Origin of the sequence: Deinococcus radiopugnans ATCC 19172 (genome assembly GCF_006335125.1) — a bacterium.
Lineage (GTDB): Bacteria > Deinococcota > Deinococci > Deinococcales > Deinococcaceae > Deinococcus > Deinococcus radiopugnans.
Genome location: NZ_VDMO01000002.1, coordinates 97110 through 109010 on the forward strand (window position 1 = coordinate 97110; position 11901 = coordinate 109010).

Genomic DNA, 11901 nt, shown 5'->3' on the forward strand with positions numbered 1-11901 from the left:
GTGCGGCGCATCAGTCCGCCGCCTGCCCCGCCGTCAGCGCCTCGTGGACACGGGCCAGGATCAGTTCCTCGTGTTCTGGGTTGCCCACAAAGTCGATGTCCCCAGCCTGCACGGTCAGCAGCGGCCCGGCGTAGGTGCGGAAATACTCGTCGTAGCGGGCGGTCAGCTCGGCCAGGTAGGCGGCCTGCATGTCCTGCTCGAAGGGCCGGCCCCGGCGGGCGATGCGGCGCAGCAGCTCGTCGGTGTCGGCGCGCAGGTACACCACCAGATCGGGGGTGGGCAGGCGCGGCGACAGGTGCGAGTACAGATCCTCGTACAGCGCGAATTCAGCGTCCTTGAGGTTCATGGCGGCGAAGATGAAGTCCTTGGCGAACAGGTAGTCGCTGACCACGTTGCCGCTGAACAGCCCCGGCTGGGCCAGCGCCGAGAGCTGCTTGAAGCGCGACAGCAGGAAGAACACCTGCACCTGGAAGGCGTAGGCCTCCGGCTGCTCGTAGAACCGGGCCAGGAAGGGATTTTCCTCCACCACCTCCAGGTTCAGTTCCGCGCCGTAGCGCGCCGAGAGCCGCCGGGCCAGGCTCGTTTTTCCCACCCCGATGGGGCCTTCAATCACCAGATACATAACCAGGGGGGAGCATAGCGCGGTCTGCCGCCGGGGAAGGGGCCGGGCCGGGCTTGACAACAACCGGAAGGAGGCCGGCAGCTACACTGGGCCATGTCCCGCAAACCGGCCCGCCTCTCCTTTGAACTGGCCCTGCAACTGCGGCTGCTGTCGGCGGCGGGGGCGCTGCTGATCTTCACGCTGCTCTTCGCCGGCTTCATCTACCCCAGCGGGATCACCCTGCCCGCCCTGCTGGTCACGCCCGCGCTGTTCGTGCTGCTCGCCGCCGTGATCAGCCCGCAGTTCGTGGAGGTTCGCCCGTGGCTCCGCAACTACCTGCTCTTCAGCGTGGGGCTGGCGGTGGTGTCCTGGGTGTTCATCTTCGTGTGGTTCTCACGGACGTAGAACAGGTGTAGGAGGCGAGTATTCACTGCCTCCCACACCTATTTTTGGATTTCTGGTCAATCGGGCGTCTCCGCCTTCTTCTGCTCTGCTCCTGGCTTCAGCCGTCCCGCCTCGCGCGCTGCCTGGGTGAGTAAATATTCGATCTGGGCATTGACGCTTCTCAGGTCATCGGCGGCCCAGCGTTCCAGGGCGGCGTAGAGTTCGGGGCTGATCCGCAGGGGGTAATTCTTCCGGGCCATGCGTGCCTCCTCTGCCTTCAGGGGCGCGCTAGTACAGGCTCCCGGCGTTCACGATGGGCTGGGTGCCGCGCTCGCTGGTCAACACCACCAGCAGGTTGCTGACCATCTGGGCCTTGCGTTCCTCGTCCAGCTCCACGATGTTCTGATCAGCCAGTTCGCGCAGGGCCATCTGCACCATGCCCACCGCGCCCTGCACGATCTGCTGCCGGGCGGCGATGATCGCGCTGGCCTGCTGGCGCTGCAGCATCGCCCCGGCGATTTCCGGCGAGTAGGCCAGGTGCGACAGCCGGGCTTCCAGCACTTCCACCCCGGCGTGGCCTAAGCGGGCGGCCAGTTCGCGGCCCAGCGCCTCGGCCACCTCGTCGGCGTTGCCGCGCAGGCTCATGCCGCTTTCCTCGTAGTTGTCGTAGGGGTACTGCGAGGCCAGGTGGCGCAGCGCCGTCTCGGACTGGATGGCGACGAACTCGGCGTAGTCCTCGACGTCGAAGGTGGCCCGCGCCGAATCCACCACGCGCCACACGATCACGGCGGCGATCTCGATGGGATTGCCCGACAGGTCGTTGACCTTCAGCCGCTCGGAGTTGAAGTTGCGAATGCGCAGCGACACGTTCTTGCGTACCGTCAGAGGGTTCGTCCAGTACATGCCATTGCGCCGCTCGGTGCCCACGTAACGCCCGAACAGGGTCAGCACCTTGGCCTGATTGGGCTGCACGATGAAAAACCCGATCACGGCGAAGAACAGCAGTGCGCCCAGCACCACGCTCAGCAGGAATCGACCGGCCACCAGTAGCCACACCGCCAAGGCCACCAGCGCCAGCCATAGCAGGAAGATCGGCACACCGGGCAGGCCAAAGGCGGGACGCTCCACGCTCGCCACGCCGCTGCGGGTGGAGATTCCACCTTCGGGGCCGACCACTTCCGGCGCTCTTTCCAGGGACGCTTTTTTCAGTTCACTCATACCGGTTCCCTCCTCTCAGGGTGATATCACTGTGATACGAGGATGGAAAGAAAAAGTTCCCGGCGAAGGAGCAGCCGCAGAGCCTACCGCTCGTCCTGCCCGCAAACAGCAGAAGAGACGGGGCCATACCGCCTCCCGTCTCCCCTTTTCGATCTCCGCCGAGCTTCTAGCGTCCAGTCTGTTGCAACGTCCGCTTGAGCAGCGTGACCTTCACGTCCACGCTCTTCTTGTTGCGCCACACGCGCAGATTCACGGTCTGACCGGGACGTTTGGCGGCCACCAGCCGGGTCACGTCAAAGGAGTTCTGCACGCGCACGCCGTCCACCGCCACGATGATGTCGCCCAGCGGGGCCAGCAACTGATCGCTGCTGTTGCGCAGGCTGCCGCGCAACCCCGCACGGGCGGCGGCGCTGCCCGCCGGCACGTCCATGACCAGCGCGCCCTCGGAACTCGACAGGCCCGCGAGCTGACGCAGGGCCGGCGGCAGGGTGGACAGATCGATCAGGGTGGCGCCCAGCGTGCCGCGCTGCGGAACCCCGATCTTCTCCAGATCGTCCAGGCTCTGCTTGACCAGATCGCCGGGAATGGCGATGCCGATCACGCCGGGGATCAGGTTGTTAGGGGCCGCGTTGGCGTCGGCCACCCCCACCACCAAGCCGCGCGAATCCAGCAGCGGGCCGCCGCTGTTGCCCTGCTGGATGCTGGCGGTGGTCATCAGGTACTCGCCGATTTCCGTTCCCAGCGGGTCGTTGCGCGGCACGTTGTCCGCCGTCGCCATCACGCTGAAGATCCCGGTGCTGACAAAGTTGGGAATCTTGAGGGGCGTGCCCATCGCGGTCAGCTTCTGCCCCGGAATCAGGCGGGCGCTGCTGCCGAAGCTCAGCGTCTTGGGAGCCGTCACGCCGGTCACGCGCAGAATGGCGATATCGATGCCCGGATCGACGCCCTCGATCTTGGCCGAGACCTTGCGCCCGTTGTACAGCGTGACGCTCAGCGAGTCCTGAAACTCGATGACGTGGTAGTTGGTCACGATCAGGTCTTTCTTGTAGAAAAAGCCGGTGCCGGTCTCGACCGGATCGTCGCCGGGCTGGAGCTGATCGCGCTGCAGGCGGTTGTCGATCCGCACCACCGCCTGCAGCGCGTTCTGCGTGACCTCGACGGTGTTGATCTCGTCCGGCGTGACCAGGGCGCGCTGGGCGCTGACCCGGCCCGTGACATACGCGCCCGCCACGGCCGCCGTCAGCAGCAGCGCCGCACCCACAACGCGGGCAGCGTTCACCCCTCGCCGCCGCCCTTGCTGCTGGCCCCGCTCTTGCTCTCGGTTTTGGGTGCGGGCTTGCTCTCGCTGCTGCCGCCGCCCTCGGACTTTTCGCGGGGGCGCGAGTCGTTGGCGTAAAAGCCGCTGCCCTTAAAGGCGATGCTGGGCCGCGCCAGCACGCGCTTGATCGGCACGCCGGTTTCGGGATGGGCGGTGTAGGCGTCGTCGCGCATGCTCTGGCGCAACTCGTAGATTTCTCCGGTGTCGGTGTTCTTGTACAGGTAGGTGGGCATGGCAGGATTCCTTGAAGCGGGGAGGTGGGCGGGGGAAGCAGATCGGGGAGCGGGCCGGACAGGAATTCTCCGTACAGCGGCCCAACCGGCGTATAGCCTAGCAAGCGCAGCCGGGACAAACGGGAGACGGCCCTCACTGTGCGGTTCGCCGGGACAGCCGGGCAGCGATAGTGACCCGCGTCACCTGAGCATTGTGCTCACCGGAGGCCACATAGGGATGTTATGATCTGGCGGCAAACCCCTCTCATGCCGGGGGCTTTGCACCAACAGGGCAGCGCAAGGCCCACCCGCAACGTCTGGGTGGGAAACGAGGTGGAGGTCAGCGATTTTTCTGCGGATGCCTCCAGGTGTGGGCGACACCTACCCGCCGGGTCTGCACAGCAGATGCGGGAAGTCGCGGCGATAAACCCAGCGGTAACGCGGGCATAAGGCCGGACACGACCCGACAAAATGACACAGGCATTCCCGTACTTTTCACCTGAAGAGGCGGGGCGGAGTTCTTATGTGCGGAATCGTGGGTTATATCGGCAGCAGGCAGGCGCAGGACGTGTTGATTTCGGGCCTCTCCAAGCTGGAATACCGGGGCTACGACAGCGCGGGCGTGGCGATTGGCGACGGCGCGTGCATCGCGGTCAAGAAGAAGGCGGGCAAACTCGCCAACCTGGAAGCGGAACTGGGCAGCGCGCCCCTGAGCGGCACGCTGGGCATCGGGCACACGCGCTGGGCCACCCACGGGCTGCCCAACGACACCAACGCGCACCCACACGCCACCGAGGACGGCCAGATCGTCATCATCCACAACGGCATCATCGAGAATTACCTGAAGCTGAAAGAGGCCCTGATGTCGCGCGGCCACGAGTTCAAGAGCGAGACCGACAGCGAGGTCTTGGCCCACCTGATCGAGGAGGCGTACAGCGGTGACCTGTACGAAGCCGTTCGCACGGCGCTGGGGCAGGTGCGTGGGGCCTACGGCATCGTGGTCACGCACGTCGATCACCGCGAGATCGTCGCGGCCCGCACGGTCAGCCCCCTGGTGATGGGCGTCGGCGAGGGCGAGATGTTCCTGGCAAGTGACGTGCCGGCCCTGCTGGCCTACACCCGCAAGATGGTCTTCCTGCACGACGGCGACATGGTGGTGCTGAACGACGACGGCTTCCGCGTGACCGATCTGGACGGCAACGAGCAGACGCGCGCCGTGGAACACATCGACTGGGACGCCGAGGCCGCCGAGAAGGGCGGGTACGACACCTACATGCTCAAGGAAATCTACGAGCAGCCCACCGCCCTGACCAACACCTTGATCGGCCGCCTGCACGACGACACCGGCGAGGTCAATCTGGACATCAACCTCGATCCCTCCTCGTTCAAGCGCATCAGCATCATCGCCTGCGGCACTGCCTTTTACGCCGGGCTGGTGGGCGAATACCTGATCGAGCAACTGGCCCGCATTCCGGTGGAGGTGGACGTGGCGAGCGAGTACCGCTACCGCGATCCGCTGGTGTCCGAACACACGCTGGCGATTGTGGTCAGCCAGTCCGGCGAGACCATCGACACCCTCGAAGCCCTGCGCGAGGCCAAGAAGCACGGCGCGAAAACGCTGGGCGTGATCAACGCCAAGGGCAGCAGCATGACCCGCGAGCTGGACGACACGCTGTACATCCACGCCGGGCCGGAAATCGGCGTCGCCAGCACCAAGGCGTACACCTCGATGGTCAGCGCCTTCGTGATGCTCGCACTTTGGCTGGGCCGGGCGCGCGGCACGTTAAGCGAGGAGCAGGGCGCCGAGCTGCTCAAGGCGGCCCGCGAGCTGCCCCGGCTGGTGGAGGAAGCGCTGGCCCCCGAACGGGTGGAGGCCATTAAGCAGGTGGCCGAGAAGTACCACCAGGCCCGCGACTACCTGTTCCTGGGGCGCGGCGTCAACAGCCCCACCGCCTACGAGGGCGCGCTGAAGCTCAAAGAGATCAGCTACATCCACGCCGAGGCCTACGCGGCGGGCGAGATGAAGCACGGCCCGATTGCCCTGATCGACGCCAATCTGCCGGTGGCCGTGATCGCCACCGAGAGCCGCTTGCTGGAAAAGACCATCAGCAACGTGCAGGAGGTGCGCGCCCGCGCCGGCAAGGTCATCCTGTTCCTGAGCGACGGCGACACCGAGAACGCCCGCCACGGCGACGACGTGATCTACGTGCCCCGCGCCCACGAGATGGTCAGCCCGGTGGTCAACGCGGTGGCGATGCAACTGCTGGCCTACTTCACGGCCACGGCGCTGGGCAAGGACGTGGACAAGCCGAGGAATCTGGCGAAAAGCGTGACGGTGGAGTAAGACGGCAGGAGCTGTAATTTCTCAAAATAGTGAAGACTCTGGGCCTGGCCGCGCAAGTTTTCGCGCGGCCAGGCCCTCTGGCTTTTGCGCTCAGCCCGTGCTGTGGAAGGCCCTTCGCCAGATGCCCTACACTGCCGCGTGAGTTCCCGCTCCCACCCTGTCACACCGCCCCGTCAGGTGAGCTGGCTGATCGCGCTGATTCCCGTCTTTCCACCCCTGTATCTGGCAGCCTTCGGTGCGCTGGGCCGGCTCAGAACGCTGCCGCTGACCGCCCGGTACATTCTCTTTTTCTTCGCCAGCACCCAGCTGGTGGCCGCGCTGTTCACGCCGCGCCCGCTGCTGTCGCTGGGATTGGCCGCCGCCCGAACCCTGCTGATCCTGGCGATGATCGCGGCAGGGGTGTATCTGCGCGAGAGCCGCAACCTGCGGCCGCTGCTGTGGGGCCAGCTGGTGATCTTTGGGACCGCCTGGGGCTACACGCTGTTCACCCAGGGCTGGACCGGGGTTCAGGAGCGGCTGGGCCACCCGTACTATTACGTGGTTTCGCTGGGGCTGGTGGCGGTGGTGGCCCTGTGGATCAGCGTGTTCTGGCGGGGCGGGGGCTGGTGGCGCTGGCCCGCCGGGGCGCTGGCGCTGGTGACCCTGTTGGCGGCGGGCAGCCGGGGGCCGCTGCTGGCGCTGGGGGTGGGCACTGTGGCCGCCTTGGTCTTTGCAAGGCGTGGGCGACAATGGTGGGTACTCCTGCCGGCCGCACTGATTCTGGCATTGGCCACCCTGAACACCACACTGAATATCCCATTCAAACCCGTCGAACGACTGCTCAACGACCAGACCAGCGGGCGCGAATTTGTCTGGCGTGACGCCGTACAGGGCTGGCAAACTTCGCCAGTAGGGGGCGTCGGGCCCTATCAGGGCGGCCCTTACCTGACCTACCTGTTTAAGGATGGCTGTCAACTGACCCCCACCCTGGCCCGGAACGACGTCGCTTGTCCTGATGGTTTGAGTCGCTGGTCGAGCGTGTGGCTGATTGCCCACAACGCTTGGCTGCATTGGATGCTGGAAACCGGTGTGGTCGGTACACTGGGCCTGCTGAGCGTCATGGGGTACGCGCTGTGGCGTGCTGCGCTGATGGGTGACCTCCTGATCGTCGCAGTGCTCTACGGTTTTACAGCCATGAACGTGGTGGATGTGGTGATTGCTGTTCCCAGCCAGCACTTTGCTGAACTGTGGTGGGTGGGCGTGGGTCTCAGTCTGAGAATACGGACTATTCCGGCGCCAACATCATAAGCCAGCTATTACGCACAGCGCTGACGAAGCCAACCCACCCTTTTGGACCGCCGAGGGAGCAGAAGCCGTGAGACCTGCTTCCTGCAGAACAGGAAGAGTAAAGGAGCGCAGCCTGCTGTATCTGTCAGCCCCGCGCCCCATACACATCTTCACTACCAAATGCGCCGCAGATTCAGAAGAAATTTGAGGACCAGAATAAGAAGGGCCGCCACCAGGACCGCCGCCCATGCATGAAACGGCGCATTCACCGGCTCTGGAAGCACCGTCACACTGGGAAAATAGAGGGCAGCGCAACCTATTCCTGATTGCAGACACTGGATTTCGACGTTTAGCGCCTGGGCTTCACCATGAGTCAGCAGCGATACGGCGGGAGACACCGTCTGCCGTCCCTCCTCCCGAGCCTCCGATGAGACCACCGAGACCGTCTGCTCGCCGACGCGACTGATCACCCGCACTGGCTCGGCAGCCTCAATCTGAAAAGTGACGTTGAGGGGACGGGCGTGTTCAGCCCAGCTCAGCCGAAAGCCCTCCCCCTTGACCTGACGAAAATAATTGGCCCCATCAAAAAGCATTGGGCTCGCGCCAATGATGTTCAGTGGCGTGTCCGGCACATTCAGCTGCCAGCGCTCAGCGGCAAGACCGACTTGCTCCCTCGCATGCGTGTTCACAGGAAGGCGAAACTCCAGGCTGGTCCAATACTGTAAGACTGGCGTCCTGCACGTCTGCCCCCCACAGTGGTAGTCGATGGTCAGGACATTCTGGCCTTGCCGAGTGAACCCACCCATTTCAGTTACGCCAGCATAATGGTTTCTGGGAAAACGGGTCTCACCCAAAAGCGTGCCGTTCAAATAAACCTCTGACCTGACATCCGTGGCAGGTGAGAAGAGCTGAAAGCGCAGGAGCAGGTATTTGGCCTGATCAGAAGGAAACGCAATGGAACTTGAGGACCCGGTCATACTGCGAAACAGGTTGTCTCCATCCGAAATGGGAGCGGATAGGCCCATCAATTTCCAGCCAGACGGAAGCGGCCTGTTCAGATCAATATTCTCGAAGGCTCCCGGTGACGTGGTTACGGCGCTCCCCCCGGAACGGGAAGTCACTCTTCTTTCACCAGAGCATCCAGCTTCATAACCGCGCGCTCCGGGTCTTCCTGACGTTGAAATGCGGCGTAGGCGGCGTCCACTATCATGGTGGCCCCGGTGGCAAACTGTGCTGGGCCGAAACACTCGGCCTGCTGCCGGATAATTCGCGCGTCGAATCCGGGATGGGTCTCGAACAGTTCCACGGCCCGGTTCAGACTGGTGACCTGCTGCTGACCAAAAAAGACACCGGTCCGGTTGGGAACCACACTTTCCAGCACACCACCCTTTCCGTAGGCGATGACTGGTGCCCCAGCCGCCTGGGCCTCCACCGGCGTGATCCCGAAATCCTCATCGGCAGCGAACACGAAAGCCCGGCAACGTTCCATCAAATCGGCGACCACAGCGTCGGACTGGCGGCCCAGCAGGGTGACATTGGGAGTGGCAAGCGCCTCAATCTTGGCACGGTCTGGCCCGTCCCCAAGCACCACCAACGGCTTACCGCTCCGCGCGAAAGCCTCCACGATCAGGTCCATTTTCTTGTAAGGCACCATTCGTGAGAGGGTCAGGTAAAAGTCCTCGCGCGGGCGCCCCGGGTCAAAGCGCTCTACCTGAACGGGGGGATACAGCACCCGCGCCGGACGGCGGTAGGTGCGCCAGATCCGGCGTGCCACATACTGCGAATTCGCCATGAACACGTCCACCCGGTTGGCCGTGGTGCTGTCCCACAGCCGCAGGTAGTGCAGAATCACTTTCGCCAGCATGGCCCGCGCGCCACTTGTCAGGTTGGCTTCTTCCAGATACTGCTGATACAGGTCCCAGGCGTAGCGCATCGGCGAATGCACGTAGCTGAGATGAAGCTGTTCGGCACTGACCAGCACTCCCTTGGCGACTGCATGACTGCTGGAGATCACCACATCGTAACCGCGTAGGTCAAACTGCTCCGCTGCAAAGGGCATCAACGGCAGGAAACTGCGGTAGCGCCGCGCCGAACCGGGCAGACGGTTCAGGCTGGAAACACGAATATCGCGGCCTTCAAAAGGTGTGGCGAGCATGGAAGCCGGATCGTGGAACAAGGTATAGATCGGTGCCGTGGGCCACAGCGCCGCCAGTTCCTCGACCACCTTCTCCGAGCCTGCGTAGGCCACCAGCCAATCATGCACAAGGGCCGTCTTCACCGCGCCGCCTCAGCCAGAGCTGCCTGGACCCGCACCGCCGTGGTGGCCCACGAGAAACACCGGGCACGTTCCAGTCCGGCTGCCCTCAGGCTGGCACGCAGACCTTGATCCTCCATGACGTGCTGGAGCCCCTGAGTAATGGACGCCGGATCGTAGGGGTTGACCAGAACCGCCGCGTCTCCCACAACCTCTGGAAGCGAGGTGACATTCGAGGTCACCACTGGCGTACCGCAGGCCAGGGCTTCCAGCGCAGGCAGCCCGAAGCCCTCATAAAGACTTGGAAACGCCAGAGCCTCTGCTCCCCGGTAATAGGAGGGCAATTCGGCTTCGGGAATGCCGCCCGCGAACACCACGCGGTCGGCCACGCCCAGCCGCAGGGCCTGGTGGCGCAGTTCGTCATCCGGGGCGCTGGAAACCAGCAGGCGTACCTGCCCATCGCCCAGACCAGCGAACGCTTGAAGCAACCGGAGCGCGTTCTTATGCGGCTTGCCGTTCCAGAAATACAGCAGGTAGGGAAAGCCAGGCTGGTGACGTGGGCCGTGCGGACTGAAGGCCGCGTCCACGCCGTTGCCCACCACCACCACCTGTTCGGGGTTCAGACTGCCCCATGCCATGATCTGGCGGCGTGAATACTCGGAAACCGTCAGCACCCGGGCAGCCCGCCGCGCTGCAGGCCGCAGAATGTACTGGTAGTAGAGCGCCCTGAGCCGCGCCTTGAGCGGATTGCCTTCCTCAGGCACCTTGAGATGAATCAGATCATGAATGGTGAACACCACAGGGACTGGGCAGAACAGCGGCGGATTGAAGCCGGGCGAAAAATAAACGTCCGGACGGGCCTGCCAGGCTTGCCAACTCAGCCAGATGCCTTCGAGCGGATGCAATAGGGGGAAGCCCGACAACGCAAAGCGGGGCGAGAGGCGACTCTTTAATTCCTGCGCGAAGCGGCCTATACCGTGCGGTCCATCCCATCGGCTGTCCATCATGATCTTCATTCAACGACTTCCTTCAACGGTAACTTGCTGTCGGTCACATGTCGGCCCAAACCATACAGGAATGCCAGCGCTATAAACCAGCCACTCCATTTCCAGTTGGCCTGGAACAAAATGCCCAGCAGGAGCGAGAGCATCACCGGAAAGGCCATGTTGCCCAGCGTGCGGCGAGCACGCTTCCAGACGGCGTAAAGAAATGCGGTCACTGCCACCAGTCCCAGCGCCCCATCTTCCACCAGCCACTCTAATGGCGTCACCTGAATGGTCACTGTGTCTGGAAAAAGACCTGTTCTAGCGGCGTAGGCCCCATAGCGTCCCGGACCCATACCAAATACGGCGGCGCTGGGATGCTCGCCCAGCAGACCGAGGGCGTATTGGGTATGAAAACTCCGTTCACCGCCACTGGTGGCAACGATACTGGCCCCGGTCTTGCCGACTTCGGAGAACTTGGCCAGCACCCGCTGGGCCGAAAAAACTCCCGCTGCACAGAGCAGCGCCAGCGGAATCAGCAGCGGCAGCAATTTGACGCTGCGGCGAGTGAGAAACTGGCGCAGCACTCCGAGAATCACCCAGGTCAGAAAGACCCCCAGGGCAATGACGATCTGATCGGACAGCGATAGGGCCGCGCCCAGAGCTGCCACGACCATGCCTGAACGGGTTAGGCCCCGGAGACCGGGAAGCTTCCGAGCGGCGTAGAAGACGAACAGGCAAGACAGCATGAAAAGCCCGAAAGGGGGGGACTCCGGGAAACTGCCACTCAACCGTGCGATGGCCCCCGACTCCAGCCACAGCGCCTGTCTGTTGCCCAGATCCACCGCGTACTGTCCCAGCGGATCAGGCAGGGTCAAGATTCTGGAACTTCCTAACCAGACCACAGCCGCAAAAGCCATTTGAAGCAAGACGCTGAAATGGAGGTACTGGACCACCAGGATGGGCTGTTTCCGCGCGAAGTGGGCGACGCCCGTGAAAAGCATCAGGCACAGCGCCAATCGGGCGGGCTCCCGCACGAGGTCATAGAGGCCCTGCTTGCCGCCCAGGGTCAGGTCAGCGAGCACAGCGCCGTGACACATGGCAAGGAGCGCTGCCAGCAGGAGCAACAGCGTCAGCAGCGAAATCCGGACGCGTGGGATCATCAGCAGGAGCAGGGGTGCCAGTAGCAGCGAGGGATCAATCCACAACGCGTCATCGGAGAGCCCTAGGAGAGGTTTAACGGCTGAGCTCAGTGGCAACAGCAGCAAGACCACGCCCAGCGTCAACCTCGCTGGAGTGTTCCAGGCCGCGGAGGACGCAG

The 11901-nt window shown here is 63.8% G+C and carries 12 protein-coding genes; 3 read left to right on the forward strand and 9 right to left on the reverse strand.

Annotation, left to right across the window (positions count from 1 at the left end; translation table 11 throughout):
* Positions 1–10 precede the first annotated feature (10 nt).
* Positions 11–622 (reverse strand): deoxynucleoside kinase, encoded by a 612-nt coding sequence (locus FHR04_RS01900; protein WP_039685240.1) that lies wholly within the window; start codon positions 620–622, stop codon positions 11–13.
* 93 nt (positions 623–715) lie between these two features.
* Here FHR04_RS01900 and FHR04_RS01905 point away from each other — a divergent pair, with 93 nt between their 5' ends.
* Entirely contained in the window at positions 716–1006 is a 291-nt protein-coding gene (locus FHR04_RS01905; protein ID WP_039685242.1) for a hypothetical protein, read from the forward strand.
* Positions 1007–1062: 56 nt separating this feature from the next.
* Here the strand turns inward: FHR04_RS01905 and FHR04_RS01910 are convergent, their stop codons facing one another.
* The 4 genes from FHR04_RS01910 to FHR04_RS01925 form a co-directional block, all read right to left on the reverse strand.
* A complete protein-coding gene (locus FHR04_RS01910; RefSeq protein ID WP_039685244.1) occupies positions 1063–1245 on the reverse strand; it encodes a type II toxin-antitoxin system antitoxin in 183 nt (60 codons plus the stop codon).
* A gap of 28 nt (positions 1246–1273) precedes the next feature.
* A complete protein-coding gene (locus FHR04_RS01915) occupies positions 1274–2203 on the reverse strand; it encodes an SPFH domain-containing protein (RefSeq protein WP_139400376.1) in 930 nt (309 codons plus the stop codon).
* 166 nt (positions 2204–2369) lie between these two features.
* The gene (locus tag FHR04_RS01920; RefSeq protein ID WP_039685246.1) at positions 2370–3482 is read right to left on the reverse strand and encodes a S1C family serine protease; all 1113 of its coding nucleotides are present in this window, start codon (positions 3480–3482) and stop codon (positions 2370–2372) included.
* Positions 3479–3754: an FmdB family zinc ribbon protein gene (locus tag FHR04_RS01925; RefSeq protein WP_139400378.1), complete on the reverse strand. Its 276-nt coding sequence runs from the start codon at positions 3752–3754 to the stop codon at positions 3479–3481. The genes FHR04_RS01920 and FHR04_RS01925 overlap by 4 nt, the downstream gene beginning before the upstream one ends.
* 502 nt (positions 3755–4256) lie before the next feature.
* On the opposite strand from FHR04_RS01925, the gene glmS reads away from it, so the two are divergent.
* Together glmS and FHR04_RS01935 are read left to right on the forward strand one after the other, a co-directional pair.
* Positions 4257–6077, forward strand: a complete 1821-nt coding sequence (gene glmS, locus FHR04_RS01930) for a glutamine--fructose-6-phosphate transaminase (isomerizing) (RefSeq protein WP_139400380.1) — start codon at positions 4257–4259, stop codon at positions 6075–6077.
* A 138-nt stretch (positions 6078–6215) separates the two neighbouring features.
* Complete coding sequence (locus tag FHR04_RS01935; protein WP_139400382.1) at positions 6216–7364, forward strand: O-antigen ligase family protein; 1149 nt, start codon at positions 6216–6218, stop codon at positions 7362–7364.
* 152 nt (positions 7365–7516) lie between these two features.
* Here FHR04_RS01935 and FHR04_RS01940 read toward each other — a convergent pair whose 3' ends face one another.
* The 4 genes from FHR04_RS01940 to FHR04_RS01955 all read right to left on the reverse strand — a co-directional run bounded on the left by FHR04_RS01940 (position 7517) and on the right by FHR04_RS01955 (position 11866).
* Positions 7517–8320: a hypothetical protein gene (locus tag FHR04_RS01940; protein WP_139400384.1), complete on the reverse strand. Its 804-nt coding sequence runs from the start codon at positions 8318–8320 to the stop codon at positions 7517–7519.
* A 140-nt stretch (positions 8321–8460) separates the two neighbouring features.
* Positions 8461–9621, reverse strand: coding sequence for a glycosyltransferase (locus tag FHR04_RS01945; RefSeq protein WP_139400386.1), 1161 nt, complete (start codon positions 9619–9621; stop codon positions 8461–8463).
* A complete protein-coding gene (locus tag FHR04_RS01950; RefSeq protein WP_249038922.1) occupies positions 9618–10604 on the reverse strand; it encodes a glycosyltransferase family 4 protein in 987 nt (328 codons plus the stop codon). Before FHR04_RS01950 ends, FHR04_RS01945 begins: the two co-directional genes overlap by 4 nt.
* Positions 10605–10609: 5 nt before the next feature.
* Positions 10610–11866, reverse strand: a complete 1257-nt coding sequence (locus FHR04_RS01955; RefSeq protein ID WP_139400390.1) for a hypothetical protein — start codon at positions 11864–11866, stop codon at positions 10610–10612.
* Positions 11867–11901 lie beyond the last annotated feature (35 nt).

Coding starts and splice junctions, on each gene's coding strand:
- FHR04_RS01940 (WP_139400384.1), bottom strand. CDS start 8,320: ATGACCGGGTCCTCAAGTTCCATTGCGTTTCCTTCTGATCAGGCCAAA.
- FHR04_RS01905 (WP_039685242.1), top strand. CDS start 716: ATGTCCCGCAAACCGGCCCGCCTCTCCTTTGAACTGGCCCTGCAACTG.
- FHR04_RS01950 (WP_249038922.1), bottom strand. CDS start 10,604: ATGATGGACAGCCGATGGGATGGACCGCACGGTATAGGCCGCTTCGCG.
- FHR04_RS01910 (WP_039685244.1), bottom strand. CDS start 1,245: ATGGCCCGGAAGAATTACCCCCTGCGGATCAGCCCCGAACTCTACGCC.
- FHR04_RS01900 (WP_039685240.1), bottom strand. CDS start 622: ATGTATCTGGTGATTGAAGGCCCCATCGGGGTGGGAAAAACGAGCCTG.
- glmS (WP_139400380.1), top strand. CDS start 4,257: ATGTGCGGAATCGTGGGTTATATCGGCAGCAGGCAGGCGCAGGACGTG.
- FHR04_RS01915 (WP_139400376.1), bottom strand. CDS start 2,203: ATGAGTGAACTGAAAAAAGCGTCCCTGGAAAGAGCGCCGGAAGTGGTC.
- FHR04_RS01925 (WP_139400378.1), bottom strand. CDS start 3,754: ATGCCCACCTACCTGTACAAGAACACCGACACCGGAGAAATCTACGAG.